Origin of the sequence: Paracoccus simplex (genome assembly GCF_042648325.1) — a bacterium.
In the GTDB taxonomy this organism is placed as follows: domain Bacteria; phylum Pseudomonadota; class Alphaproteobacteria; order Rhodobacterales; family Rhodobacteraceae; genus Paracoccus; species Paracoccus simplex.
Map to the genome: position 1 here is coordinate 2,015 of NZ_JBHRXE010000035.1, position 24,557 is coordinate 26,571.

24 protein-coding genes are annotated in these 24,557 nt (G+C 69.9%); 10 read left to right on the forward strand and 14 right to left on the reverse strand.

Features of this window, described 5'->3' with window-relative positions; translation table 11 throughout:
• The 3 genes from ACFOMP_RS12315 to ACFOMP_RS12325 all read left to right on the forward strand — a co-directional run.
• The coding region (locus ACFOMP_RS12315) for a VWA domain-containing protein (protein WP_379030964.1) at positions 1–686 on the forward strand (686 nt) is incomplete at its 5' end.
• Complete coding sequence (locus ACFOMP_RS12320; RefSeq protein WP_379030967.1) at positions 683–1,294, forward strand: hypothetical protein; 612 nt, start codon at positions 683–685, stop codon at positions 1,292–1,294. The genes ACFOMP_RS12315 and ACFOMP_RS12320, both read left to right, overlap by 4 nt.
• The gene (locus tag ACFOMP_RS12325; protein WP_379030970.1) at positions 1,288–2,457 is read left to right on the forward strand and encodes a hypothetical protein; all 1,170 of its coding nucleotides are present in this window, start codon (positions 1,288–1,290) and stop codon (positions 2,455–2,457) included. Before ACFOMP_RS12320 ends, ACFOMP_RS12325 begins: the two co-directional genes overlap by 7 nt.
• Positions 2,458–2,463: 6 nt before the next feature.
• Here the strand turns inward: ACFOMP_RS12325 and gabT are convergent, their stop codons facing one another.
• From gabT to hmgA, 3 genes are all read right to left on the reverse strand, one after another.
• A complete protein-coding gene (gene gabT, locus ACFOMP_RS12330) occupies positions 2,464–3,765 on the reverse strand; it encodes a 4-aminobutyrate--2-oxoglutarate transaminase (protein ID WP_379030972.1) in 1,302 nt (433 codons plus the stop codon).
• A 278-nt stretch (positions 3,766–4,043) separates the two neighbouring features.
• A complete protein-coding gene (gene fahA / locus ACFOMP_RS12335) occupies positions 4,044–5,249 on the reverse strand; it encodes a fumarylacetoacetase (RefSeq protein WP_379030975.1) in 1,206 nt (401 codons plus the stop codon).
• A 100-nt stretch (positions 5,250–5,349) separates the two neighbouring features.
• A complete protein-coding gene (gene hmgA / locus ACFOMP_RS12340; protein WP_379030978.1) occupies positions 5,350–6,711 on the reverse strand; it encodes a homogentisate 1,2-dioxygenase in 1,362 nt (453 codons plus the stop codon).
• A 126-nt stretch (positions 6,712–6,837) separates the two neighbouring features.
• Here hmgA and ACFOMP_RS12345 point away from each other — a divergent pair, with 126 nt between their 5' ends.
• The 4 genes from ACFOMP_RS12345 (at position 6,838) to ACFOMP_RS12360 (ending at position 11,943) form a co-directional block, all read left to right on the forward strand.
• Complete coding sequence (locus tag ACFOMP_RS12345) at positions 6,838–7,266, forward strand: MarR family winged helix-turn-helix transcriptional regulator (RefSeq protein WP_379030981.1); 429 nt, start codon at positions 6,838–6,840, stop codon at positions 7,264–7,266.
• A 150-nt stretch (positions 7,267–7,416) separates the two neighbouring features.
• Complete coding sequence (locus ACFOMP_RS12350; protein WP_379030984.1) at positions 7,417–9,675, forward strand: FepA family TonB-dependent siderophore receptor; 2,259 nt, start codon at positions 7,417–7,419, stop codon at positions 9,673–9,675.
• A gap of 106 nt (positions 9,676–9,781) precedes the next feature.
• Positions 9,782–10,501 carry a response regulator gene (locus ACFOMP_RS12355; protein WP_289896319.1) on the forward strand — a complete coding sequence of 240 codons (720 nt, stop codon included), beginning with the start codon at positions 9,782–9,784 and terminating at the stop codon, positions 10,499–10,501.
• Positions 10,498–11,943 (forward strand): ATP-binding protein, encoded by a 1,446-nt coding sequence (locus ACFOMP_RS12360; RefSeq protein WP_379030987.1) that lies wholly within the window; start codon positions 10,498–10,500, stop codon positions 11,941–11,943. Before ACFOMP_RS12355 ends, ACFOMP_RS12360 begins: the two co-directional genes overlap by 4 nt.
• Here ACFOMP_RS12360 and ACFOMP_RS12365 read toward each other — a convergent pair.
• Together ACFOMP_RS12365 and ACFOMP_RS12370 are read right to left on the reverse strand one after the other, a co-directional pair.
• Positions 11,893–12,144, reverse strand: a complete 252-nt coding sequence (locus ACFOMP_RS12365) for a hypothetical protein (RefSeq protein ID WP_019351895.1) — start codon at positions 12,142–12,144, stop codon at positions 11,893–11,895. The genes ACFOMP_RS12360 and ACFOMP_RS12365 overlap by 51 nt on opposite strands.
• A gap of 10 nt (positions 12,145–12,154) precedes the next feature.
• On the reverse strand, positions 12,155–13,699 hold the full coding sequence (locus ACFOMP_RS12370) for a S8 family serine peptidase (protein ID WP_379030990.1): 1,545 nt from the start codon (positions 13,697–13,699) through the stop codon (positions 12,155–12,157).
• Between the two features lie 188 nt (positions 13,700–13,887).
• Between ACFOMP_RS12370 and ACFOMP_RS12375 the strand changes: the two genes are divergently transcribed.
• A complete protein-coding gene (locus ACFOMP_RS12375) occupies positions 13,888–14,439 on the forward strand; it encodes an NADPH-dependent FMN reductase (RefSeq protein WP_379030993.1) in 552 nt (183 codons plus the stop codon).
• Here the strand turns inward: ACFOMP_RS12375 and ACFOMP_RS12380 are convergent.
• Positions 14,436–14,738 carry a GNAT family N-acetyltransferase gene (locus ACFOMP_RS12380; protein ID WP_379030996.1) on the reverse strand — a complete coding sequence of 101 codons (303 nt, stop codon included), beginning with the start codon at positions 14,736–14,738 and terminating at the stop codon, positions 14,436–14,438. The two genes, ACFOMP_RS12375 and ACFOMP_RS12380, sit on opposite strands and share 4 nt — an antisense overlap.
• 290 nt (positions 14,739–15,028) lie before the next feature.
• On the opposite strand from ACFOMP_RS12380, the gene ACFOMP_RS12385 reads away from it, so the two are divergent.
• Both ACFOMP_RS12385 and ACFOMP_RS12390 read left to right on the forward strand, forming a co-directional pair.
• A complete protein-coding gene (locus ACFOMP_RS12385) occupies positions 15,029–15,916 on the forward strand; it encodes a DMT family transporter (RefSeq protein ID WP_289896324.1) in 888 nt (295 codons plus the stop codon).
• Complete coding sequence (locus tag ACFOMP_RS12390; protein WP_379031000.1) at positions 15,913–16,386, forward strand: YbaK/EbsC family protein; 474 nt, start codon at positions 15,913–15,915, stop codon at positions 16,384–16,386. Before ACFOMP_RS12385 ends, ACFOMP_RS12390 begins: the two co-directional genes overlap by 4 nt.
• Positions 16,387–16,388: 2 nt before the next feature.
• Here the strand turns inward: ACFOMP_RS12390 and otnC are convergent, their stop codons facing one another.
• The 8 genes from otnC to ACFOMP_RS12430 all read right to left on the reverse strand — a co-directional run.
• The gene (otnC, locus tag ACFOMP_RS12395; RefSeq protein WP_379031003.1) at positions 16,389–17,039 is read right to left on the reverse strand and encodes a 3-oxo-tetronate 4-phosphate decarboxylase; all 651 of its coding nucleotides are present in this window, start codon (positions 17,037–17,039) and stop codon (positions 16,389–16,391) included.
• The gene (gene otnK / locus ACFOMP_RS12400; protein ID WP_379031006.1) at positions 17,036–18,298 is read right to left on the reverse strand and encodes a 3-oxo-tetronate kinase; all 1,263 of its coding nucleotides are present in this window, start codon (positions 18,296–18,298) and stop codon (positions 17,036–17,038) included. Before otnK ends, otnC begins: the two co-directional genes overlap by 4 nt.
• A 10-nt stretch (positions 18,299–18,308) precedes the next feature.
• A complete protein-coding gene (locus tag ACFOMP_RS12405) occupies positions 18,309–19,706 on the reverse strand; it encodes an NAD(P)H-dependent oxidoreductase (protein WP_379031009.1) in 1,398 nt (465 codons plus the stop codon).
• 24 nt (positions 19,707–19,730) lie between these two features.
• Entirely contained in the window at positions 19,731–21,236 is a 1,506-nt protein-coding gene (locus ACFOMP_RS12410; RefSeq protein WP_289896329.1) for a tripartite tricarboxylate transporter permease, read from the reverse strand.
• A 12-nt stretch (positions 21,237–21,248) separates the two neighbouring features.
• Entirely contained in the window at positions 21,249–21,761 is a 513-nt protein-coding gene (locus ACFOMP_RS12415) for a tripartite tricarboxylate transporter TctB family protein (RefSeq protein WP_379031012.1), read from the reverse strand.
• A 70-nt stretch (positions 21,762–21,831) separates the two neighbouring features.
• Positions 21,832–22,824: a tripartite tricarboxylate transporter substrate binding protein gene (locus ACFOMP_RS12420; protein ID WP_379031015.1), complete on the reverse strand. Its 993-nt coding sequence runs from the start codon at positions 22,822–22,824 to the stop codon at positions 21,832–21,834.
• A 35-nt stretch (positions 22,825–22,859) separates the two neighbouring features.
• The gene (locus ACFOMP_RS12425) at positions 22,860–23,915 is read right to left on the reverse strand and encodes a 4-hydroxythreonine-4-phosphate dehydrogenase PdxA (RefSeq protein ID WP_379031018.1); all 1,056 of its coding nucleotides are present in this window, start codon (positions 23,913–23,915) and stop codon (positions 22,860–22,862) included.
• Positions 23,916–24,105: 190 nt separating this feature from the next.
• Positions 24,106–24,557: DAK2 domain-containing protein (locus ACFOMP_RS12430; protein WP_379031021.1), on the reverse strand; the 452-nt coding region annotated here is incomplete at its 5' end.

Sequence of the window (24,557 nt, forward strand, 5' to 3'; positions counted from 1 at the left end):
CGGCACTGGTGCTGGGCCTGTCGGGCCCGGCGCTGCCGCGCGACGACGCGCCGGTCTTTGCGCAAAGCGATGCGGTGCTGCTGGCGCTGGACCTGTCGGCCTCGGTCGCCGGGGGCGCGCAGGCGCAGGGGTTGAAGGACGCGCAGGCCGCCGCCGCGCAGCTGATCGCCGGGCTTGCCGGCCGGCCGGTCGGGTTGATCCTCTATGCGCGCGAGGCCTATGCCGCCGCCGCGCCGACCACCGATCCGCAGGTGCTGGAAAGCCTGATCGCGGTGCTGGACCCGCAGACCCTGCCCGACAAGGGCAGCAACCCCGCCGCCGCCATGGCGCTGGCCGGGCAGATGCTGGCCGGGACGGAACGCGCCGACCTGGTGCTGGTCTCGGATGGCGGCGGGGCGGGCGACCCTGCGGCGCTGGCCGAGGCGGAACGGCTGCGCGCCTCGGGCATCGGCCTTTGGGCATTGACGCTGCGGGGCGAACGCGGCACCGATCTGGACGGGTTGCAAGCCCTGGCCCCCGAGAGGCTGGCGCCCGCCACCGACCCCCGGGCGGTCATCGCCGGGCTGGGCCGCTCGGGTCTGGCCGCCGATCCGATGCTGGCGGGGCTGCGCTACCGCGATCTCGGGCCGCTGGTCGCGGCGCTGGCGCTGCTGCCGCTGCTCATCCGCTTCCGGAGGCAGTCATGAAGCCGTGGCTGATCCTGACCCTGGCGCTTGGCTGCCTGGCGCTGGCGGGGCCGCAGGCGCTGGGGCGGCTGGCGCTGGCGGCCTGCCTGCCGCGGCTGGCCGCGCCGCTGCTCTCCGACCCGGCCGAGCGGGGCGTGGCCCTGTATCGTGCCGGCGATTTCGCGGCGGCCGATGCGGCCTTTGCCGATGCGGGGCGGACCCAGACCTACAATCGCGGCCTGAGTCTGGCGGCGACCGGCGATTACCTGTTGTCGCAGGCCTATTTCGACGCCGTGCTGTTCTCGAACCCCGCCGATGCCGAGGCGCGGCGCAACCGCGACCTGGTCGCCGCCATGGTGCCGCCCGAAACCGGCGACAGCATCGCGCCCGGCCGCATCGCCGGGGCCGGCGGCCTCGGCCCGGGCGAGGAGACCGCGGCCACCACCGCCGGCACCCTTGCCATCCACTGGAAGCGGGACGTCGATGCAAGGGGCATCGCCGCCAGCGACGCCTGGCTGGCCACCATCCCCGACGATCCGGGCGAATTCCTGAAGCTGCGGCTGAAGGCGGAATACGACCGCCGCGCCGCCCTGGGCCTGATCCGCCCGGCCGAGGGCGAGCCATGGTAAGGCGCCCGCCCTTATTCCTGGTCCCCCTGCTGGCGCTTCTGCTGCTGGCACTGCCGGCGGCGGCGCAGGACAGCCTGCGCCTGATCCTGCCCAAGATGCAGCCGGTGGTGGGCGAGATGATCCCGGTCACCATCCGCGGCGAATATACCGGCTGGATCGCGCTCGAGGAGATGACCTTTCCCGATTCCGCCGGTTACGACTGGATCCAGCTCGGCCCCGACGAATGGCGCGACGAACGGGTCGAGGGCCGGTCCCGCCGCATCTTCCAACGCCATGTCGCGGTGTTCGCCCGCCGCCCGGGCAGTCTGGAGATCGGCCCGGTCAGCCATCACCTGACCAAGGCCGAGGGCAATGCCCGCCTGCCGGCCGAGGTGATCGCACCCCCCGTCTCGATCGACGTGCAGCCCTATCCGGCGCCCGGCACGCCGCTGGTGACGCGCAGCCTGAAGGTCACCGACGATCTGTCGGGCGACCCGGCCCGGATCAGCGACGACCAGACCATCCTGCGCCGCATCACCCTGACCGCCGAGGGCACCATGGCCCATCTGCTGCCGCCGCGCCCCGAACTGCGCGAGCGCTGGCTGATCAGCTTCACCGCCCCCGAACGCCGCGAGACCCGGCTGACCGAGCGCGGCCCGGTCGCCTTCGTGCAATGGGAATGGCACCTGCGGCCGATCACCGGCGAACAGGGCACGCTGCCGCCGATGCGGTTTTCCTGGTTCGACGCCAACAAGCGCGAGATGCGCGGCGACATCACCCGGCCGATTCCCTTCGGCTATGGCAAGCAGTCCGAAAATCTGGGCGGCGCGGCGATGGTGCCCAGGGGCCTGGCCTGGCAGGCGCTGGCCGCCCTGGCCGCGGGCTGCCTGGCCGGGCTGGCGCTGCTGCTGCGGGATCGCGGCTTCAGGCCGGTCCGGGACCTGCAGCGCCTCTGGCACCGGCTGAGGCCCAACCGCGCCCTGCCGGCGCTGCGTGCCGCGGCGCGCGGCGACGACCTGTTCGCCCTGCGCCGCGCGGCCGAGGATTATGTCCGGGCCGAGCGCCAGGCGGGCCGCCAGCCGCGCCCGACCGCGATTGCGCGTCTGGACGCGGCGCTGTTCGGCCCGGTGCCGGCGCCGGATTTCGACCGCGCCGGCTTCCTGCGCGAACTGACCGGACGCTGACCGGGATCAGGCGGCGGCGGCGCGGCGCATGGCGGCGGCCTCGACCGCGGCTTCCAGGATGTCCAGCGCCTCCTCCAACTGTGCCTGCGGGATGGTCAGCGGCGGCAGCAGGCGGATGACGTTGTAGCGGGTGCCGCAGGACAGCAGGATCAGCCCGCGTGTCTCGGCCTCGGCCACGATGGCAGCGGTCAGGGCCGCGTCGGGCGCATTGCTGGCCCGGTCCGTCACCAGCTCGAAGGCGTTCATGGCGCCCAGGCCGCGCACATCGCCGATGCATTCCATGCCCTGCCGCGCCGCGATGGTGGCCAGGCGGGCGCGGATCGTCTCGCCGATGTCGGCGGCGCGTTCGCAAAGCCCCTCCTCCCCGATCACGTCCAGCACCGCATGGGCGGCGGCCACGGCCAGCGGGTTGCCGGCATAGGTGCCGCCGATCCCGCCCGGAGGCGCCGCATCGACGATCTCGGCCCGGCCGGTGACGGCCGAAAGCGGGAAGCCGCCGGCCAGCCCCTTGGCCATGGTCACCAGGTCGGGCACCACGCCGGAATGCTGGAACCCGAACATGCGGCCGGTGCGCGCCATGCCGGCCTGCACCTCGTCGCCGATCAGCACGATACCGTACCGGTCGCAAATCGCGCGCAAGGCACGCAGGAAACCGGCAGGGGCGATATTGAAGCCACCCTCGCCCTGCACCGGCTCGACGATCATCGCCGCGATGCGCTCGGGATCGACGGACGAGGCAAACAGTCGCTCAATATGCTGAACGGCATCCGCCTCGGATATGCCGTGGAAGGCGTTCGGGAAGGGCGCGTGCAAGATCTCGGCCGGCATGGCGCCGAAGCCCTTCTTATAGGGCGCGACCTTGCCGGTCAGGGCCATGCCCAGCAGCGTGCGGCCGTGGAAAGCGCCGGAAAAGGCGATGATGCCCGAACGGCCGGTATGGGCCCGCGCCATCTTCACCGCATTCTCCACCGCCTCGGCGCCAGTGGTGACCAGCATGGTCTTTTTGGCGAAATCGCCCGGCGTCGCGGCATTCAGCCGCTCGGCCAGCCGGACATACCCTTCATAGGGCGCGACATGGAAACAGGTATGGGTAAAGGACTCGGCCTGGCGGGCGACGGCGGCCATGATCCGCGGATGGCGATGGCCGGTATTGTTCACCGCGATGCCGGCGGCGAAGTCGATGAAGCGGCGCCCATCGGCATCCCACAGCTCGGCATTTTCGGCGCGGGTGGCAAAGATGCCGCGCGTCGCGACCCCCTGCGCCACAGCGGCGCTCTTGCGGGCGATAAGATCGGTGTTGCTGGTCATGCAGGCCCCCTGATTCTTCCAGGAAGACGTAGCATCGCTCAATATCTTGCGCAATGGGTTTCGCCAAGCCCGACCTGCCCGCGCGGGCTTTCTCTGCCCGACCATGAGGCGGGCGGGGCCCGATCCGGATCGGCGACCATGAACGCCGGCCGGTCGCGCGGGCTGCGGCGATGGCGGCGCTGCACGGCAAGTGGCCGGACGCCTCCGCTCAAAGTCCAGCCTTCGGCCCCCAGCGGGAGCCGCGGCCGGCAGGGATAGCCAGCCATGCGGCGCGGCGCTCATGCCCGGGCGGGCAGGATCCGTCCGGTGCAGGGACCGAAGCCGATGCGATAACCCTCGCCCTGGGCCTGCGCGAACAGCCCGACCTCGTCGCCATCCTCAAGGAAGGTGCGCGGCGTGCCCTTCACCATGACCGGCAGCTTGCCGCCCGCGGTCATCTCCAGCAGCGCCCCGGTCTGTTCGCGCGCCGGACCGCTGATGGTGCCCGAGCCCAACAGGTCGCCAACCCGCATCGGGCAGCCAGAGCTGCTGTGATGCGCCAGTTGCTGGGCGCTGGAATAATACATGAGGTTGTAATTGGTCCGGCCCATGACCTGGCCGTTCAGCGTCCAGCCGATCTCGAGGTCGTAAAGCCCCGGCCGCGCTTCCTGCAGATAGGGCAACAGCGGGTTCACCCGCTCGGCGCCCGCGCAGCGGAACGGTTCCAGCGCCGCCTGCGTCACCACCCAGGCGCCGATGGTGGTGCCAAGCGCCTTGGACTGGAACGGGCCCAGCGGCTGGTATTCCCAGGCCTGCACGTCGCGCGCCGACCAGTCATTCAGCAGCACATAGCCGAAGATCATGGCCTCGGCCGCCTCGACCCCCAGCCGTTCGCCCATGCGGCTGTCGGCGCCAACGACGGCGCCCAGCTCCAGTTCCAGGTCCAGCCGTCGGCAGGGCACCCATTCCGGCCCGGCCTCGCCCCGCACCTGCCCCATCGGCCGCCGGATCGGCGTGCCCGAGACCACCACCGACGAGGCCCGGCCATTATAGCCGATGGGCATATGCGTCCATTGCGGCGGCAAGGCATGCTCCGTCCCGCGGAACAGCGCACCGACATTGAAAGCGTGGTTCTTCGAGGCATAGAAATCGGTGAACTCGGCCACCCTGATCGGCAGGTGCAGCCGGGCCTCCGCCATCGCCACCAGCGGCAGCTCTCCTTCGGCTCCTTCGGCCAGCAACGCCGTCAGCCGGGCCCGCACCACGTCCCAGCGCGCCCGGCCAAGCGCCATGAAGCCGTTCAGCTGCGGTTCCCCGAAGGTACCGCCGGCATCGATCAGCCCGCGCGCCTCGCAGGCGGCCAAGTCAAGGACCATGTCGCCGATGGCCACCCCGCAGCGCGGCGCATCGCCCGCCACGGAAAACACCCCATAGGGCAGGTTGTTCAGGGGGAACGGGCCATCCGCATCATTGGCGCTTTCGACCCGGGACCGCAGCAAGGCCATGCCTTTCTCCGTTTCAGAAATACCCTCGGGGGGAGCGCCTGCCTGCTCCCGAGGGGGCGGGCAGGCGCCGGGGGGCAGACGCCCCCCGCCTTGGGACGCGTCATTTCGTCCCGGGCGTGCCGTCGAACCTCTTCTCCAGCCGATCCCAGACCTCGCCATAGTCCCGCTGCATCGGCGCCTCGCGGGCGGCGAACTCGGTCAGGTGCTGGGGAAAGCGGGTTTCGAACATGAAGCTCATGGTGTGGTCCAGCTTCTCGGGTTTCAGCGCGGCGTTGCTCGCGGCCTCGAAGGCGTCGCGGTCGGGGCCGTGCGGCAACATGCAGTTGTGCAGGCTGATGCCGCCCGGCGCGAAGCCCTGCGGCTTGGCGTCGTAGATGCCGTAGATATTGCCCATCAGCTCGGACATGATGTTCTTGTGATACCAGGGCGGGCGAAAGCTGTGCTCGGCCACCAGCCAGCGCTCGCGGAACAGCACGAAATCGATATTCGCCGTCCCCTCCTGCCCCGAGGGTGCGGTCAGCACGGTGAAGATCGACGGATCGGGATGGTCGAACAGGATCGCGCCCACCGGCGCATAGCTGCGCAGATCGTATTTGTACGGGCAGTAATTGCCATGCCAGGCCACCACGTCCAGCGGCGAATGGTCGATCCAGGTGTCATGGAACCGGCCGCACCACTTGATCACCACGCGCGAGCGTGTCTCGCGATCCTCGAAGGCCGCGACCGGGCATTTGAAGTCGCGCGGGTTGGCCAGGCAATTGGCGCCGATGGGGCCGCGGTTCGGCAGGTCGAACTTCTGGCCATAGTTTTCGCAGACGAAGCCGCGGGCCGGCCCTTCCAGCACCTCGACGCGATAGACGAGGCCGCGCGGCAGGATGGCGATCTCCTGCGGCTCCAGGTCGATGACGCCCAGTTCGGTACAGAAGCGCAGCCGACCCTCCTGCGGCACCACCAGCAATTCGCTGTCGGCCGAGAAGAAATATTCGTCCTGCATCGAGCGCGTCACCAGATAGACATGGCTGGCCATGCCGACCTGGATGTTCACGTCGCCGGCGGTGGTCATGGTCCGCATGCCGGTGATCCAGGTCAGCTCCTCGTCCGGCACCGGGATCGGATCCCAGCGATACTGGCCCAGGCTGACGATGTCGTCGCGCAGGTTCGACGCGGTCTTCCAATAGGGCAATCCGAGCGGCGCAAACCGCCCGGTGTGCTGCACCGACGGCCGGATGCGATAGCACCAGGTCCGCTCGTTCTGGCCGCGCGGCGCGGTGAAGGCAGTGCCGGAAAGCTGTTCGGCGTAAAGCCCATATGCGCATTTCTGCGGGCTGTTCTGGCCCTGCGGCAGGGCGCCGGGCAGCGCCTCGGTCTCGAAATCGTTGCCGAAGCCGGGCATGTAGCCCTCATGCGGGCCGGCGGGGCCGGCGGCGCGGACCATCCCGCGCGGCAGGTCGTGCTGGGTCATCGGTCCTCCCTGCGCAATCTCATTGCATTTGCAATGATTATACCGTTGCAAACGCAACGGTGTCAAGCTGCCGGATCTTGTTGCAGCCGCAATGAATTTCTGCTGTCCTGCCGCCCAGGAGGCACCATGTCATTCGATCTGGACGGATTCCTGCCCTATCGGCTGAATGTCGCGGCGACCCAGGTCAGCCGCCGCTTCGCCGCGCTTTACGCGGCCGAGGCCGGCCTGACCGTTCCCGAATGGCGGGTGCTGGCGCATCTGGACCATTCCGGCGCGGTCAGCGTCCGCGACATCCATGCCCGGGTCAACCTGGACAAGTCGATGGTCAGCCGCGCGGCGACGCGCCTGCAGGAAGCGGGGCTGGTCCGCAAATCCGGCAATGAAACCGACCGCCGGCTGGTGGTGCTGGAGTTGACGGACGAGGGCCGGGCGCTGATGGCCCGCCTGGGCCAGATTGCCGCGGGTTTCCAGGCCGAGTTGCTGGCCGAATTGGGCGACGATGCCGCGGCACTCGACCGCGCCCTGACCCGGCTGAGCACCCGCGGCCCGGCCTGAACCTTTTCCGCCGGCGCCGGCTTGCGGGTTTGCGACATTTCGCGACAAAAAAACCCCGGGGCCGGATTGATGCCCGCGCTCACAAATGCTTGAAGCGGGCCAGCCCGCGCCCAGCCAGCCATCCCCAATCCTTTCCCACAGGAGCAAGCGATGGCGACGCTTTTCCCGCGCCCGGCCACGGGCACCGCACTCTGTCTGCTGATGTCACTGCCGGTTCCCGCCGGGTCCGTTCTGGCGCAGGAGACCAGGACCGGCACGGACGACACGATCATCCTCGACACGGTGGTGATCTCGGCCGAGGAACAGGGCAAGCAGGCGCTTGGCACCTCGACCGTGACCGCCGAGGACCTGGAAAAGACCCCGGTGCGCAACGACGTCTCCGAGATCGTGCGCAAGATGCCCGGCGTGAACCTGACCGGCGCCACGGCGACCGGCCAGCGCGGCAACCAGCGCCAGATCGACATTCGCGGCATGGGGCCGGAAAACACCCTGATCCTGATCGACGGCAAGCCGGTCATGTCCCGCAACGCCGTAAAGATGAGCCGCGGCGGCGAGCGCGACACCCGCGGCGATTCGAATTGGGTGCCGGCCGAGATGATCGAGCGGATCGAGGTGATCCGCGGCCCGGCGGCGGCGCGTTATGGCTCGGGCGCCTCGGGCGGGGTGGTCAACATCATCACCAAACGCCCCGAGACCTTCACCGGCCAGGTGTCGATGCATGCGACCGTCCCGGAAAACAGCAAGGAAGGCAGCACCAACCGCGCCAATTTCATGCTGGCCGGCCCGGTCGGCGAGACGCTGACCTTCCGCCTGTTCGGCAATTACAACCGCACCGAGGCCGACGCCGCCGACCTGAACCCGCCGCGCACCGATCCCGAGACCGGCGAGGCGCTGCCGCCGCTGGCGGGCAGCGAGGGCGTGACCAACAAGGATCTGGGCGCGTTGCTGAGCTGGAACCTCGCCCCCGGCCACCACCTTGATGTCCAGATGGATTTCTCGCGCCAGGGCAATGATTATGCCGGCGATACCCGCAACGGCGCGGTGGACGAGGACATGGCCGAGCTGCTGGGCAGCGAGACCAGCCGCATGTATCGCCGCACCGTCTCGCTGACCCATCGCGGCGAATACGATTTCGGGGAATCGCACAGCTACATCCAGTGGGAAAACACCGGCAACACCCGGCTGTGCAGCGGCAATGCCGGTTCGGTCGAGGATAATTACACCCCCTGCATCGACAGCGATGGCGATGGCGAGGAAGACGCCTACGAATACCGCACCATCGACCTGGATACCGTCTCGGCCAAAAGCGAATGGATCCTGCCGATGAGCCTGGGCGGCAAGGCCAGCCGGCTGACGCTGGGCGCCGAATACCGCGGCGAGTTCATGGACGATGCGGTCTCGACCACCAACACCCTGCCGCCAGAGGTGGGCGGCGGCACCGGCGTGCCCGAAGATGCGGCCGACCGCGATCCCAGGACCGAACAGAACACCATCGGCCTGTATGCCGAGGCCAATATCGAATGGAACGAACAGCTGACCCTGACCCCGGGCCTGCGCTTCGACTATAACGACAATTTCGGCTCGAACTGGTCGCCCAGCCTGAACGCCACCTGGCGGTTCAACGAGGCATGGAGCATGAAGGTCGGCGTCGCGCGCGCCTTCAAGGTGCCGAACCTGTTCCAGCTCAATCCGAACTACGTCTACATCACGCGCGGCCATGGCTGCCCCTATGTGGACGGCGTGCGGCTGTCCGGCCCCTGCTATGTCCTGGGCAACCCGGACCTGGAGGCCGAGAAAAGCCTGAACAAGGAAATCGGCGTTGCCTATGCCGGATCGAACGGCGTCGAAGCCAGCCTGACCTATTTCCACAACGATTATGAAAACCGCATCGGCTCGGGCTTCGTGCAGTATAACGACAACAGCGACGACGGCCGGCTGTTCCGCTGGGAGAACCAGGGCAAGGCGGTCATCTCGGGGCTCGAGGGCAACTTCTCGACCGATCTGGGCGCGCGCTTCGCCTTCAACGCCAATTTCACCAAGATGATCAAGTCCGAAAAGGACAATGGCGAGCCGCTGAGCCTGGTGCCGGACTACACGGTCAACGCCTCGCTGGACTGGTTCGCCTCGGATTCGGTGACGGTGACGCTGGCGGCGACACATTACGGCAGGATCGACGCGGCGACGATGAGCGCGATCACGAATGCCGAGTTCGACCAGGCCAACGGGCGCGATCCCTATACGCTGGTCAACCTGGGCGCGACCTGGGACCTGACCGAGACGGCGCGGGTCTCGGCCGGGGTGACGAACCTGTTCGACAAGACGGTGCTGCGCACCGACTCCAGCACCGGGGCGAACACCTTCAACGAACCGGGGCGCGCCTTCTACCTGTCGCTGACCTCGACCTTCTGATTGCACCGCCCCGGCGGCGCCTGCATCCCGCGGGCGCCGCCACCGCTTCCGACGGCGGCGCCTGCGGTGTCGCCGTCGCATTCCGTTCCATACTGGGCAGATGCCGATGACCGATAGCATCGAACCGCGCATCCTGATCGTCGACGACGCGCGCGACATCCGCGAACCGCTGGGGCAATACCTGCGCCGCAACGGCTTGCGCACCCGTCTGGCCCAGGACGCCGCCGAGGCCCGCCGCGCGCTTGGCGCCGAACCCGTGCATCTGGCCGTCCTCGACGTGATGATGCCGGGCGAGGACGGGCTGAGCCTGTGCCGCGCCCTGGTCCATGAATACCGCCTGCCGGTGATCCTGCTGACCGCCCGCAGCGCGCAAGACCACCGGGTCGCGGGGCTGGATCTGGGGGCCGACGATTACGTCGCCAAACCCTTCGACCCGCGCGAACTGCTGGCGCGGATCCATGCCGTGCTGCGCCGCGTGCCGCCGGAACGGCCGGCGCCCGGCAGACAGCGCCGCCGCTTCTCGGGGCTGGTGCATGATCCGGCGCGGGCCGTGGTCACGCTGGCTGCGGGCCGCGATGTGGCGCTGACCTCGGGCGAGAACCGGCTGCTGGGCCTGCTGCTGGACCATCCCGGGCAGGTGCTGTCGCGGATGCGGCTGCTGGACCTGCTGTCGGGGCGCGAGGCGCGGGCCTATGACCGTGCCGTCGACAATGCCGTCAGCCGACTGCGCCACAAGATCGAGCAGAACCCGCGCGCGCCGCGGCTGATCGTCACCGAATGGGGCGGCGGCTATCGGCTGGCGGCCGAAGTGGACACCCTGGCATGAGGCGCCTGCTGCCCGCCGGGCTGGCCGCCCGCTTCTGGTTGCTGCTGGTCGCGGCGCTTCTGGGCGCGAACCTGATCGCCGCCCTGCTGATGGCGCGCGAGGGCACCGCCTTCGACCGGGCGATCCGGCTTCAGGGCGACGCGCACCGGCTGCACGCACTGGTCGCCGCGCTGGAGACGGCGGATCCGGAAACGGCGCTGATGCTGCCCCGCAACAGCAGCACCGGCTTCACCCGCTTTTCGGTCGATCCGGTGCCGCTGGGTCCGCCCGATGCCACGCGGCTGACGCTGCACGAGGCGGACATGGCCGCCGAGTTGCCGGGGCACGAGATCCGGATCCGCGAAAGCGCCGCCCCCACCGGCGCCGACAACCGCGCGCCGCTGATGCTGGTCTCGGTGCGGCTGGCGCAGGGGCCCGCGGCCGGGCGCTGGCTGAATGCGCTGGTCTATCCGCTGCCGGCGCACAGCGCCTGGCAATGGAAACAGGGCTTCTTCGCGCCGCTGCTGGCCTCGCTTCTGGGCACGCTGTCGGTGGGGCTGGTCTTCGTGCGCCGCATGACCCGGCCGCTGCGCGCCCTGGCCGAGGCGGCGCAGGCGGCGGGCCGCGGCGACCATGGCGCGCGCGTGGCCGAGACCGGCGCCGGAGAGCTGCGCGAGGCCGCCGCGGCCTTCAGCGCCATGCAGCGCCGCATCGCCGGTTTCGAGGCCGAGCGGATGCGGCTGCTGGCCGCCGTGGGCCATGACCTGCGCACCCCGATCACCGGGCTGCGCATCCGCGCCGAACTGCTGGACGAGGCCGAGCAGCGCGAGGCGATGATCCGCGTCCTGGACGAGATGGCGGTGATGGCGGACGGGCTGCTGCACGCCGCCTCGGCGGGGGAAGAAGCCGAAGCGCCGCAGCCCGTCGATCTGGATCGGCTGCTGGCCCAGCTCGGTGCCGATGGCGGCGCGGCCTATATGGGCCAAGGACCGCTGGTCATGCCGCTGCGGCCGGTGGCGATGCGACGCGCGATCCGCAACCTGCTGGACAATGCCCGGCGCTATGCCGGGCCGGCGCGGCTGCATTGGCGGCGCGGTCCGGCATCGGTGCTGATCCGGATCGAGGACGACGGTCCCGGCATCCCCGACGCGCTGCTGGTCCGCGTGACCGAACCCTTCGTGCGCGGCGAGGCCAGCCGCAGCCTGGATACAGGCGGCGCGGGTCTGGGGCTTTCCATCGCCCGGGACGTGGTGCGCACCCATGGCGGCACGCTGGCGCTGACCAATCGGGCCGAGGGTGGGTTGCGCGTGGACCTGACGCTGCCGCTGCGCGAGGCGGACGGATCGCCGCCGGACGGCGCACGGGCACGGTTCGCGGATTGGCGGCTGTTCAGGGACCGCGAAGGCGGCGGATCAGCGCAGCGCCTTGCAGGGCGGGTCCAGCCGGAAGATCTTTTCCCGTGACAGGCGCCAGTGATCCAGCGCGCCCATGCATCTTTCGACCTCGCGGCGCGGGCCTATGACGCGAATCGTTCCGGGAATCACTTCCTCGGCCGTCAGGGACTTCAATTGATCCAGAGCTTCGGCCGTTTCCTCGCGCGAGGGGTCGCGGTCGTCAGAATAGACCAGCACGAAGCGTTCATCCTGTTTGCGTTGCACCTTCATCGCCCAAAACCTATTCGATCAGTCCAGCGCCTTCATATTCCTTGCCGAAACCGATCGGCGCTGCGTGGCCGTTCGCCATCCTGACAATGTCGTCCGAACGTTGCTGGTTGCGTTCGGCCGACATGACTTCCGGGTTTTGCGACAGCAGCCTGGCCATCAGCCCGGCGATTGCAGGGCAGGCCATCGAGGTGCCGTCCATCACCCCTTTGGACTTCGCATCGACCCAAGATATAATACCAACGCCCGGTCCGATAAAGTCCACCTCGGGACCGATATTGCTGAATCGGGCAAAGAAGCGGTCTCCGACCGGCTTGGGTTTCTCGGCGACATTGCGCCCGGTGATCGCCCCCTCGGGCCAACTGCCCAGCACGCCGCCCGCCGAGACCCCCAGAACGGCCGCCGAGCGCGCCGGATAGGAAACCGGCGCCATGCCGTCATTGCCGGTCGCCGCCACGCAGACCACGCCGAGCGCCCGCGCCCGCCGCACCTCGCGCGAGATCGCGATCGGTTCCGAGGACTGGCCGAGGCTCATGTTGATGATGTCGCAACCATCCTCGACCGCCTGGCGGATGGCGCGGGCGATGGCGAATTCGCTGGCGCCGCCGTCGCCCTTCTCGAAGACGCGATAGGCGTGCAGCTCCACCGCCGGGGCGATGCGGGCGACGATGCCGGCGACATGGGTGCCGTGGCCGGCGCCATTGTCGAACCATTCGTCGGCGGGCTCGGTGCCGGTGGTGTTCAGGCCCTTGACCACGTTCAGGCCCGGCGCTGGGTCGATGCCGGTGTCGATCACCGCCAGCTTGACGCCCTTGCCGTCGCCCTTGCCGGCCGGCTTCACCATCCGGGCCAGCGCATCGGGGAAATCCTTGGCAATGGGCGGCACGGCCAGGGTCACCTCGGTCTCGCCCTCGGGCGCGACCGGCACCTCCTCCAGCCCGCCGGGCCAATAGCCCGCAAGCGGCGCGCAGATGATGGCGTCGATGCTGGTCTGCCCGGCCGGCAGCGCGGTGCGGAACCAGCCCTGGTCGTCGGTCCTGACCTCGGATATGCCGAAGCCCCGCCGCCGGTTCAGCACGATGACGACATGCGCATCGGCCACCGGCCGGCCGGTTTCGGCATCGACGCAGCGCAGGGCCAGCGCCTTGGCCGAGCGGAAGGCGGCGGGCTTGGCCTGCTGGCGGATGATGTTCACCTGTCCGAAACGCAGCGGATAGAGCCGCAGCTCGGGCCGGATGCGCAGGCCGGGATAGGCGCGCTGCAGCACGAAGGCCTGCTCGGGCGTCATGCGGACCAGCGAGGCCTCGTCCTCGCCGATGGAATCGATCAGCCTGATGCGGCCGACCTCGGTTTCCAGGATGCGCAGCGGCGGCCGGGTGGGCGAGCAATCGCCATGCTCGGCGCCCTTGGGCATGCTGCTGGCGATGCCCGCCCGCGCCTTCCTGCCGAACAGCCGCCGGTGCATGGTGCGGAACAGCCGGAAGCTGCTGGTCTCCATCCCCTCGTTGAAGACATTGTCCTCGGGCACGATGACATATTTTCGGGTCTTCGCGGACATGGCGGCAATTCCTCGATGAATTTCCCGGCCGGCCATCGGCGGACAGCCGCCCGGTTCGGCCCCAGCAGAGGCCACAAATGCCCGCAAGGCAAGAATTGCGTGCCGGGGCCGGCCGGGAATTGCCGGCACGGGGCTTGCCCGCGTCCCAGGCATCGGGCGTAATCGACCCAGCCAGGAAAGGGAAACGCATGACCAAGACGATTCTGGGCCTCAGCGGCAGCCTGCGCCGCGCCTCGTTCAACGCCGGCCTGTTGCGCGCCGCCGCCGATGTCGCGCCCGAGGGCGCGCGGATCCAGATCGGCTCGATCCGCGAGGTGCCGCTTTACAACGCCGATCTCGAGGACGCCTCGGGCCTGCCCGCCGCCGTCCGCACCCTGCAGGCGCAGCTGGCAGAGGCGGACGGGCTGCTGCTGGTGACGCCGGAATACAACAACGGCGTCCCCGGCGTGTTCAAGAACGCCATCGACTGGATGTCGCGCGGCGACGGCCTGGCCATGTTCGTCGGCAAGCCGGTGGCGGTGATCGGCGCCTCGCCCGGCGGTTTCGGCACCATCCTGGCGCAAAGCCACTGGCTGCCGGTGCTGCGTACGCTGAAGGCCGAACTGTGGGCCGAGGGTCGGCTGATGGTGTCGCGCGCCGGATCGGTCTTCGACGACCAGGGCAACCTGACCGACGCCAAGACCCGCGAGACCCTGCGCAATTTCCTCGGGGGGTTCGCAGCCAGCCTGCGGGGGGCCTAGGGATTCTCGCCCGGCGCCAGGGTGAACAGGTCGGCCCATTCCGGGTGGCGGGCATATTGCCCCCGCACATAGGGGCAAAGCGGGACGATGCGGAAGCCGTTCTGCCGTGCATCCCGCAACATGAAATCCAGCAACGCCCGAGCCACGCCGCGCCCGGCCATGGCCTCGGGCACGCCGGTATGATCGGCGCTGATGACCGCGGGACCGCGCCGGGTGAAAGTGATCTCGCCCTCGGCGTCGATGCCGGGAATGCGGGCGACATAGCGGTTGCCTTCCCTGGCGACGGCGATTTCGGACATGCCGCTCTCCCTTTCAGCCAAAGAGATGGCCGGCTCGCGACGGCCGGGGCCCGGCGAAGGTCAGGTCACGCTCGGTCCGATGATCGCGAGCATGGTCGCCTCCGCAGGTCCGTCCTCGGGGACAAGGATAGGGCCGGTGCCGGCCGCTTGTCAAAAGCCGCGTGGCGCCGCGCGCGACAAGATGCTTGTCGCGGCCCGGCCCCGCTTGCCCGGCCCCGGCCGATCCGCTAGCCCTGTGCCCCGAGGGAAAGGAGCCAGCCGATGCCGATCACCACGCCCCCCGCCCTGCGATGAGCGCCGCAGCCGCGACCCGGCCCCTTCTGGCCGCCGGCTGGATGATGGGGGCGGTCGCGTCCTTCACCCTCATGGCCATCGCCGGGCGCAAAGTCTCGCACGAGCTCGACACCTTCGAGATCCTGGCCTGGCGCTCGCTGATCGGCGTGGCGATCCTGGCGGCGGCGCTGTCGCTGCGCGGCGGCTGGGCGGTGGTCACGCTGCAGCGCCCGGGGCTGCAACTTGCCCGCAACGGCGCGCATTTCATCGCCCAGAACCTGTGGTTCCATGCGCTGTTCACCATTCCGCTGGCCCAGGTCTTCGCGCTGGAGTTCACCGCGCCGCTCTGGGTGCTGCTGCTGTCGCCGCTGCTGCTGGCCGAGCGGCTGACCATGGTGCGGGCCTTTTCGGCGCTGCTGGGTTTCCTGGGCATCCTGCTGGTCGCGCAGCCCGGCGCGGCGGGCCTGTCGCCCGGGCTGATCTCGGCGGCGCTGGCAGCGATCGGCTTTGCGCTGACCTATATCTGCACCAAGAAGCTGACGGCGGTGGTCGATCCCCTCTGCATCCTGTGGTGGATGTCGGTCAGCCAGGCGCTGATGGGCCTTGGCTGCGCGGGCTTCGACGGGCGGATCGCCCTGCCCTCGGCCGCGGCGGCGCCCTGGGTGGCGCTGCTGGGCACCACCGGGCTGGCGGCGCATTTCTGCATCGTCAACGCGCTGCGCGTCGCGCCGGCAACGCTGGTCATGCCCTTCGACTTCCTGCGCCTGCCGGTCATCGCCGTCGTCGGGCTGGTGCTTTACGACGAACCCATCGGCCTGGCGGTGGTTGCCGGCGCGGCGCTGATCCTGGTCGGCAACTACATCAACATCCGCGCCCCGGCGCCCGCGCAAAGGGCCGGATCATGAGCACCGGCACCCCCGCCACCCAGTTCCTGCGCCGCGCCGGCGTGGCCTTCCGCCCGGTCGAATACCGCTATGATCCGGGGTCCGAGCGCGTGGCCCTGCAGGCGGCCGAGGCCGTCGGCCTGCCGCCCGGCCAGCTTCTGAAAACGCTGATGATCGAGGTGGACGGCCGCCCGGCCTGCGCGGTGGTGCCGGGCGACCGCAGCCTGTCGATGAAGCGCGTGGCCGCGGCATTCGGCGGCAAGGCGGCGGCGATGATGCCCGCCGACAAGGCCGAACGCCTGACCGGCTACCGCACCGGCGGCATCAGTCCTTTCGGCCAGCGCCGCCCGGTGCCGACCCTGTTCGAGGCCGGGGCGATGGATTGCGCCGACGTGGCGATCAACGGCGGCAAGCGCGGGCTGTTGCTGCTGCTGGCACCAGGGGACGCGCTGGCGGCGCTTGGCGCGCAGGCCGCGCCGCTCTGCGCCTGAGATCACCCCTCCCAGGCGATGTCATGCAGCCGCACCAGTTCGGCGACCTGCGCCGGCGTCAGCCGGTTGGGGGTGGCCCCGCGCAGCAGCAGCGCCAGCCGCGCCGTCGCCTCCAGTTCCTCGACGGCGTTGCAGGCGCCTTCCAGGTCCAGGCCCGCCACCACCGGGCCGTGATTGGCCAGCATCACCGCCGAGCGTTTCCCCGCCAGCCCCCGCACCGCATCGCCGATGGCCGGGTCGCCGGGCCGGAAATAGGGCAGCAGCCGCACCCGGCCCAGCTGCATGAAGGCATAGGGCGTCAGCGGCGGCAGAAAATCCTCGGCATCGGCATCCGGCAGGGTCGAGAGCGCCACCGAGTGGCAGGAATGCAGATGCACCACCGCCGCCGTCCGGCTCCGCGTCTCGTAGAAGGCGGCGTGCAGCGGCATTTCCTTGGTGGGCCTGTCGCCGCCGATCTGCCGGCCCTGCGCGTCGAAGCGGGCCAGCCGCGCCGGGTCGAGCCGGCCGAAGCTGGTGCCGGTCGGGCTGACCAGCAGCCCGCCATCCGGCGCCCGCGCCGAGATGTTGCCGGTCGAGCCATGCGTCAGCCCGCGCTCGAACATCGAGCGCGCCAGATCGCAGATCCGCTCGCGCAGCCGGGCTTCCCCGGTCATGCCGCCACCGTCTCGCCGGCCAGCACCGCGGCGGCGGCGGCGAAGAAGTCGGGGGCGCCGAAATTGCCCGATTTCAGCGCCAGCACCAGCCTGTCTCCGGCGCGCATGGCGGGAACGCCCGGCGCGATCTCGGGGCCGATCTCCAACGCGCCGGGGGCCAGCCCCTCGACCACCGCGCCCGAGGTCTCGCCGCCGGCGGTGATCAGCCGCGTCACGCCGCCCGCGACCAAGAGCCGCGCCGTCTCGGCGAAAAAGGCTTCCAGCCGATGGGCGACCAGATCGCTGCCATGCCGGTCCTGAACCGCCCGCACCGCCTGCGGGTCGGCCGAGGAATAGACCAGCGGCAGGCCGGGCTGGGCCAGGGCCCAGTCGGCGGCGGCGCGCGGCGTCACCTGGCCGGCGATCACCGCCTCGGGGTCGATCTCCAGCCTCGGCTCGCCGCGCGCGACATGCTGGGCCACCTGTCCCCGCGTGGCGCGCGAGCAGGAACCCGAGAGCACCGCCGCCCGGCCCGCCTGACCGCGCCAACCCGCCGGCTGGCCTGCCAGCAGGCCCCGGCGCCGGAAATTCGCCGGCAGACCCAGCGCGATGCCCGAGCCGCCGGTGATCAGCGGCATGTCCTCGGCCGCCATTCCCAGCGCCACCAGATCCTCGTCGCGGATCGCATCGGCGATGGCGAAGGGGCGGCCGGCGCGCGCCTCCTCGGCCAGCCGGGCGCGGATCGCCGGTGCGCCGGCCCAGACCGTCGCGGCCGGGACGTGGCCGATGCCGCGCCGGCTTTGCGCGGCCAGGCAGCGGCGCAGGTCGGGATCGGTCATCGGGGTCAGCGGATGCGCCTCCATGCCGCTTTCGCTGAGCAGCCGGTCGCCGACGAACAGATGGCCCTGATAGACCGTGCGGCCCGTCGCCGGAAAGGCCGGGCAGAAGATCACCGCCCCGGCCCCCAGGGCGTCGGCCAGCGCCTCGGCCACCGGGCCGATATTGCCCCGCGGCGTGGAATCGAAAGTCGAGCAATATTTGAACAGGATCTGCCGGCAACCCTGCGCCCTGAGCCAGTCCAGCGCCCGCAGCGATTGCGCGACGGCCTCCTCGGGCGCGACCGAACGGGTCTTGAGCGCGACGATCCCGGCCGCGACCGCGGGATCGGCGGGGGCGTCAGGGATGCCGCAATATTGCACCACCCGCATCCCGCCCTTGACCAGCGTATTGCCCAGATCCGAGGAGCCGGTGAAATCGTCCCCGATACAGCCCAGCAGCATGGTCGCCCCCTTACATCCAGTCGCCGGGCGCGACGGCGTCCTGCGCCTGCCGCAGCCGCCAAAGCTCCGAATCCTCGTCGCGCTCGACATCGGCGCAGGTGATCGGCGCACCGGCCCGGACATCCCGCACCAGCCGCCGCCCGGCGGCCAGATAGTAGGGGATCGGCGTCGCATCCGCCAGCACGGCGGCCGGCGTCATGCGCGACGAGACATGGGCGATGGTGTGATGATGCCCCTCGGCCAGCAACAGCGTGCCGGCCGGCAGGTCGCGATCGGCATGGGCGGTCAGGTCGATGACCGGCCGCGGCCGCGCCGCACCCGAGGACTGGCCCAGCAGCGCCGCCTCGAAGACGGTGGTGGCCGCTTCCAGCCCCAGCAGGTGGCGCGGCAGGCCGATCATCGCCGTGCGGCCGTTCCGGGCCACGACATGGCCCTTGTCGCGCAGCATGTCCCAGCTTTCGTCGTCCTTGCAGGCGACGGTGACGAAGACCCCGCCGGCAAAGCTCGGCTCGCCCGGCAGGCGCAGACAGTGGAACACGTCGAGCGCCGGGACCGCGCCCAGCAGCCCGCCATCGGCGCGCGGGGCCATGACATCGGCAACCTCGGTGATGCGGGCAATGGGCGCGTGCAGGTCGGCCCGGTCGGGCCGCAGGCCAAGCGCGTTGGCCACCACGGTCATCTCGCACAGGTCCGGAACCGCGCGCTGCGGCAAGGCTGCGGCCAGCGCGGCGCGGGCTTCTGCGACCGCGGGCCAGGGCCGGTCGCCGGCCTGGATCCAGGCGCCGAAGCCGGGCGCGGCGACGGTGACGCCGTTGCTGGTGATGGTGTCGGAGCCCGGATCATAGACGAAGTCGTATTCGCTGGACTTGCCGGCGGCCACCAGCTCCAGGCCGACCACCTCGGCCCAGCTCGCCAAGCCGATCAGCAGGCTGGGCTGGTCGCCGTCGACCGGCGAGACCACCCGGCCGCGCGCCGACGCCATGCGGGCCAGGATCGGGCCGACGACGCTGTCGGTCTCCTTGGTGACCATGACCACATGCTTGTCGGCCTCGATCGCCAGCCGGGCGTGGCGGGCGCCGGCCTCGGGGTTGCCGGTCGCCTCCAGCACCACCTCGACCGGCAGTTCGGCGAGCAGCGCCGGATCGGCGGCGGCGATGGGTTTGCCCGCCGCCCAGGCGGCGCGGATCGCGGCGGCGTCGGTGCATTCGGCGATGTCGGCCCGGTCATGGCCGACCGAGGCCAGCGCCGCGGCGGCGATGGCGGTGTCGCGGTCGAAGGCCACCCGGCAGCGCAGCCCCCGCACATGCCGCGCCTGCGACAGGAAGCTGCGGCCGAAGCCGCCGCTGCCGATGATGGCGCATTCGACCTCGCGGGTCTCGCGCCCGGCGAAATGACGCAGATGGTTCATGCCCTGCCCCCTCTGATACGCGGCTTATTCGACCGGCTGGCGGCGCCGCAGCCGCCCACCCAGATGCAAGAGCTTCGGCAGGATCAGCAGCACCAGCGCCAGCGTCATGATCGAGCCGACCAGCGGGTTCGAGAAGAACACCGACAGCGAGCCGTCCGACAGGATCATCGACTGGTGGAAGGCGTTCTCGGCCTTGTGGCCCAGCACCATCGACAGCACCAGAGGCGCCAGCGGATAGTCCAGCCGCGTGAACAGATAGCCCACCAAGCCGAAGACCAGCACCAGCCACAGGTCGAAGGTGGCGCTTGAGACGGTATAGCCGCCGACGAAGCAGATCGCGACGATCATCGGGCCGATGATGGCAAAGGGGATGCGCAGCAGCGCGGCGAACATCGGCACCGTCAGCAGCACCAGGATCACCCCCACCACGTTCGAGATATACATGCTGGCGATCAGGCCCCAGACGAAATCCGGCTTGGTCGCGAACAGCATCGGCCCCGGGGTCAGCCCCCAGATCATCAGCCCGCCCATCATCACCGCCGCCGTGGCCGAGGACGGCACGCCAAGCGCCAGCATCGGTAGCATGGCGCAGGTGCCGGCGCTGTGGTCGGCGGTCTCGGGGGCGATGATGCCCTCGGGGCGGCCGGTGCCGAAGGGTTTGCCCTTGCGCGAGGACTGCCGGGCGATGCCGTAGCTCATGAACGAGGCGGCGGTGGGGCCGCCCGGCGTGATGCCCATCCAGATGCCGACCAGCCCCGAACGCACCGAGGTCGCCCAGTAGCGCGGCAGCTCGGCGATGGTGCGCAGCACGTCGCGCAGGTCGATGCGGGACGAGACGCCGCGGAAGGACAGGCCCTCCTGCACGGTGGCCAGCAGCTCGCCGATGCCGAACAGGCCGATCACCACCACCAGGAAGCTGATGCCGCCCAGAAGGTCGGAAAAGCCGAAGGTCAGCCGCACCTCGCCGGTGACGTTGTCCATGCCGACCGAAGCCAGCAGCAGCCCGGTGGCCAGCGACACCACGGTCTTGACCGGCGCGGCGCTGCCCATGCCGATAAAGGCGGCGAAGGCCAGGAAATACACGGCGAAATATTCCGGCGCGCCGAAGCGCAGCGCGAAGTTCGAGGCCCAGCCGGCCAGCAGGGTGATGACGATGACCCCCAGCAGCGCGCCGATCCCCGCCGACATGAAGGCGAGCGTCAGCGCCCGCGTCGACTGGCCGGACTTGGCCATCGGATAGCCGTCGAAAGTGGTGGCGACGGAACTCGGCTCGCCCGGGATGTTGAACAGGATCGAGGTGGTCGAACCCCCGAACAGCGCCCCCCAATACATCGAGGACAAAAGGATGATGGCCGAGGTCGGGTCAAGCGTGAAGGTCAGCGGGATCAGCAGCGACACCCCGTTCGGGGCGCCGAGCCCCGGCAGCACGCCGACGATCAGGCCCAGCAGCACCCCCACGACCATCAGCGCCAGATGCATCGGCGTGATGGCGATGCCGAAGCCGTGGATCAGCAGATCGAAATTTCCCATCGCCCCGCCCTTTCAGTAGATGCCCAGCAGGGGCTCGATCGGCCCCTTCAGAAGCGGCATCAGGAACGCCACCTCGAAGATCAGGTAGAGCGCGGCGGCGAAGCCGATGCCGATCGCCAGGGCCACCGGCAGGCGATAGCCGCCCTGCCGCCAGGCGTTCCAGGCGATATAGCCGGCCGAGCCGACATAGATGCCAAGCGCCAGCGTCGCGACCACGAAGGTCAGCATGGCCGCCAGGAAGCGGCCCAGGCGCCGCAGCCGCTCACCGTCCAGGAACGGCTCCTCGATCGCCCCGCCGGCGGCGGCATGGGCCTGGGCGCTGCGATGCCGGATGAAGGCCGCCACCAGGTTCCAGAGGCTGGCACCGATTAGGATCAGCCCGACATAGAACGGAAAATAGCCCGATTGCGGGCCGCTTTCCTCCCATCCGTGGCCCAGTTCGGCCGCGCCGATCACCGCGGCCACCCCAAGCGCGCCGGTCCCGATCGCGGTGCCGATCTCGGCATGAAAACGTCTGACTGTCATCGCTCCCCCCTTCGCCGTCTTGCAGAAGACGGCCCGCCGGACAGGTTCCGGCGGGCCGTTCCGGTGCGGCTTACTCGCCGATCCAGCCTTCGGCCTTGAAGACCTCGACGGTCTTCGCCTCGCTGTCGGCGATGAACTTCTGCAGATCCTCGCCGGTCAGGAAGGCGCCGGTCTGCGAGGTCTTGCCCAGATAGCCCTTCCACTCCTCCGAGTCGGCCACCTGCTTCAGCGCGTCGCGGTAGAAGGCGACCACCTCCTCGGGGACGCCGGCCGGCAGCCAGACGGTGCGCGGCATCTGGTAGCTCTCGATGTCCAACCCCTGCTCCTTGCAGGTCGGGATGTCGTGCCAGCCCTTGCCGTCATGGATCGGCTCGCTTTCGGCCATGCGCTGCGGCGCGAAGACGCAAAGCGGGCGCACGGCGCCGGCCTGCCACTGGCCAAGATTCTCGTTCGGGTTGTTGACATTGGCCACGACATGGCCGCCGGCCAGCTGCACGCCGACCTCGCCGCCGCCGTTGAAGGGGACATACTTGAAGTCGGCGCCGGAGGTCTGCTCGATCAGCGCCACCAGGGTCTCGTCGGTATCCTTGGACTGGCTGCCGCCGAAGGGCAGCTTGCCGGGCTCGGCCTTGGCCGCCTCGATCAGGTCGCCGGCGGTCTGGTAGGGCGCATCCGCCTTGACCCAGATCAGGAACTCGTCCATCGCCAGCGCGGCGACGGGCTGCAGATCCTCGGCCTTGTAGGCCAGCTTGGCGATATGCGGCAGCAGATAGACGTTGTTGGTGCCGAAGATCACCTTGTGGGGGTCGCCAGCATTCTGCTTGGCGTAAAGGAACGCCTCGGCCCCCGAGCCGCCGCCCTTGTTCAGCACCACCATGGGCCGCTCGACGATCTTGCCCTTGGTCAGCACCGATTGGATGGTACGGGCGAAATTGTCGGTGCCGCCGCCGGCGCCCGAGGCGACGACGAATTCCAGCGGCCGCTCGGGCGCCCATTCCGCCGCCGCGGGCAATGCCGTCAGCAGCGCCAGGGCCGCGACCGTTCCGATGTTCCTGTGTTTCATGATTCTCTCCTCCTCCGTTATTCCGCCCGGCCCCCTCAGCCGGCTGCGAGTGTGCTTGCCCCGACCGGCTGCGCGGCCCAGCCCGCCTGCAGCGGGCGCTGTTCGCCGCGAACCGGGTTCAGCTTCGCCAGATCGAAGCCCAGCCGGGCGGCAGCCAGCGTCGCGCCCAGATCGGCCTTGCCCTGACCGGCGATGTCGAATGCCGTGCCATGCGCGGGCGTCACGATCGGGAAACCATAGCCCGCGATCAGCGTCACGCCCCGGTCGAAGCCCATCAACTTCATGGCGATCTGGCCCTGGTCGTGATACATGGTCAGCACCGCATCGAACTCGCCGCGCGTCGCCCGCACGAAGACCGTGTCCGAGGGGATCGGGCCGGCGACCTTCAGCCCTTCGGCCGCGGCACGCTCGACGGCGGGGGCGATGATGTCCTCGTCCTCGTCGCCGAAATTACGGCCGTCGCCGGCATGGGGGTTCAGCGCCGCCACGCCGATGCGCGGCGCGGCCTTGCCCGCGCCCTCCATCACCTCGGTGGTCAGGCGGATGCTGTCCAGGATCCGCTCGACGCTGAGACGCGAGGCCACGTCGCGCAGCGGGATATGCGAGGTCACCCGGGCGTTCCACACCTCGTCCAGCACATTGAACTCACGGCCGCTGCGGCTGGCGCCCAAAGTGGCGTCGATGAAGCCGATCTCGTCGACATAGGCCGGACGCGCCAGGCGCATCGAATGCTTGTTGAAAGGGGTGAACATCACCGCATCGGCCAGCCCGGCCTGCGCCAGGCGCAGCACGGCGGCGAAGTTCTGCAGCGAGGCCGCCCCGGCCTCGGCCGACGAGGCACCCAGCCGCAGCCCCTCGACAGGGCAATTCGCCAGATCGACCATCACCCGGCCGGCGGGCAGCCCCTTGCCCAGGCGGTCGGCGGCGATCACCGGCAGGTCCAGATCGACCCCGGCATGCCGGGCGCCCATCCGCAGGACACGGGCATCCCCCACCACGATCACGTCGCGGTCCTTCATCTCGTCATGGGCCAGCAGCTTTGCCGCCAGTTCCGGCCCGACACCGCCCGCATCCCCGATTGCCAGTGCCATCCGCATGTCCGAATCCCTCCCTCAGCGCCTGTCTGGTATGCTGTATACAGAATTTTGCATCGCGTCCACGATTTTCTTGTCACATCGGCGGAAAAATCTTGCGGCAACCTTTTGATTTAAAAAAATTTTATACGCAGCAGAACGGACGGCACCGCGCGGAGCGGTACCGTCTGCAAGCCATGCGGCGTGCTCAGCCTGCGGCGAGTTCCTCGGCCACCACCCGCGCGCAAAGCGCCAGCGAGATCGCGCCGGCATCGGGATGGCCGATGCTGCGCTCGGCCAGCGGACGGGCACGCCCCAGTTTCGGGCTCAGCTCCGCCGTCGCCTCGGCCGCCTCGGTGGCGCGCGTCGCGGCGCGTCGCCAGGCCTCGGCCAGCGCGGCGCCGTCATCCACCGCGGCGCGCAGCGTCTCGGCAAAGGGCAGGAAGACATCGACCAGCGTCTTGTCGCCGGGATGGGCGCCGCCCAGGCGCAGCACCGCCTGCAGCCCCGCCTCGGCGCCGGCGGCGACATGGGCGGGCGTCAGCGCGTCCCGGTCGGTCAGCGCCGCGCCCCAGCCGCGCAGGGCCACGCCCCACAACGCCCCGGAAGTGCCGCCGGCCCGGTCCGCCCAGGCATCGCCGGCCATGGCCAGCACCGTCG

Excerpts from the sequence above, each read along its gene's own strand:
- ACFOMP_RS12320 (WP_379030967.1), top strand. The coding sequence starts at position 683 with ATGAAGCCGTGGCTGATCCTGACCCTGGCGCTTGGCTGCCTGGCGCTG.
- ACFOMP_RS12325 (WP_379030970.1), top strand. The coding sequence starts at position 1,288 with ATGGTAAGGCGCCCGCCCTTATTCCTGGTCCCCCTGCTGGCGCTTCTG.
- gabT (WP_379030972.1), bottom strand. The coding sequence starts at position 3,765 with ATGACCAGCAACACCGATCTTATCGCCCGCAAGAGCGCCGCTGTGGCG.
- fahA (WP_379030975.1), bottom strand. The coding sequence starts at position 5,249 with ATGGCCTTGCTGCGGTCCCGGGTCGAAAGCGCCAATGATGCGGATGGC.
- hmgA (WP_379030978.1), bottom strand. The coding sequence starts at position 6,711 with ATGACCCAGCACGACCTGCCGCGCGGGATGGTCCGCGCCGCCGGCCCC.
- ACFOMP_RS12345 (WP_379030981.1), top strand. The coding sequence starts at position 6,838 with ATGTCATTCGATCTGGACGGATTCCTGCCCTATCGGCTGAATGTCGCG.
- ACFOMP_RS12350 (WP_379030984.1), top strand. The coding sequence starts at position 7,417 with ATGGCGACGCTTTTCCCGCGCCCGGCCACGGGCACCGCACTCTGTCTG.
- ACFOMP_RS12355 (WP_289896319.1), top strand. The coding sequence starts at position 9,782 with ATGACCGATAGCATCGAACCGCGCATCCTGATCGTCGACGACGCGCGC.
- ACFOMP_RS12360 (WP_379030987.1), top strand. The coding sequence starts at position 10,498 with ATGAGGCGCCTGCTGCCCGCCGGGCTGGCCGCCCGCTTCTGGTTGCTG.
- ACFOMP_RS12365 (WP_019351895.1), bottom strand. The coding sequence starts at position 12,144 with ATGAAGGTGCAACGCAAACAGGATGAACGCTTCGTGCTGGTCTATTCT.
- ACFOMP_RS12370 (WP_379030990.1), bottom strand. The coding sequence starts at position 13,699 with ATGTCCGCGAAGACCCGAAAATATGTCATCGTGCCCGAGGACAATGTC.
- ACFOMP_RS12375 (WP_379030993.1), top strand. The coding sequence starts at position 13,888 with ATGACCAAGACGATTCTGGGCCTCAGCGGCAGCCTGCGCCGCGCCTCG.
- ACFOMP_RS12380 (WP_379030996.1), bottom strand. The coding sequence starts at position 14,738 with ATGTCCGAAATCGCCGTCGCCAGGGAAGGCAACCGCTATGTCGCCCGC.
- ACFOMP_RS12385 (WP_289896324.1), top strand. The coding sequence starts at position 15,029 with ATGAGCGCCGCAGCCGCGACCCGGCCCCTTCTGGCCGCCGGCTGGATG.
- ACFOMP_RS12390 (WP_379031000.1), top strand. The coding sequence starts at position 15,913 with ATGAGCACCGGCACCCCCGCCACCCAGTTCCTGCGCCGCGCCGGCGTG.
- otnC (WP_379031003.1), bottom strand. The coding sequence starts at position 17,039 with ATGACCGGGGAAGCCCGGCTGCGCGAGCGGATCTGCGATCTGGCGCGC.
- otnK (WP_379031006.1), bottom strand. The coding sequence starts at position 18,298 with ATGCTGCTGGGCTGTATCGGGGACGATTTCACCGGCTCCTCGGATCTG.
- ACFOMP_RS12405 (WP_379031009.1), bottom strand. The coding sequence starts at position 19,706 with ATGAACCATCTGCGTCATTTCGCCGGGCGCGAGACCCGCGAGGTCGAA.
- ACFOMP_RS12410 (WP_289896329.1), bottom strand. The coding sequence starts at position 21,236 with ATGGGAAATTTCGATCTGCTGATCCACGGCTTCGGCATCGCCATCACG.
- ACFOMP_RS12415 (WP_379031012.1), bottom strand. The coding sequence starts at position 21,761 with ATGACAGTCAGACGTTTTCATGCCGAGATCGGCACCGCGATCGGGACC.
- ACFOMP_RS12420 (WP_379031015.1), bottom strand. The coding sequence starts at position 22,824 with ATGAAACACAGGAACATCGGAACGGTCGCGGCCCTGGCGCTGCTGACG.
- ACFOMP_RS12425 (WP_379031018.1), bottom strand. The coding sequence starts at position 23,915 with ATGGCACTGGCAATCGGGGATGCGGGCGGTGTCGGGCCGGAACTGGCG.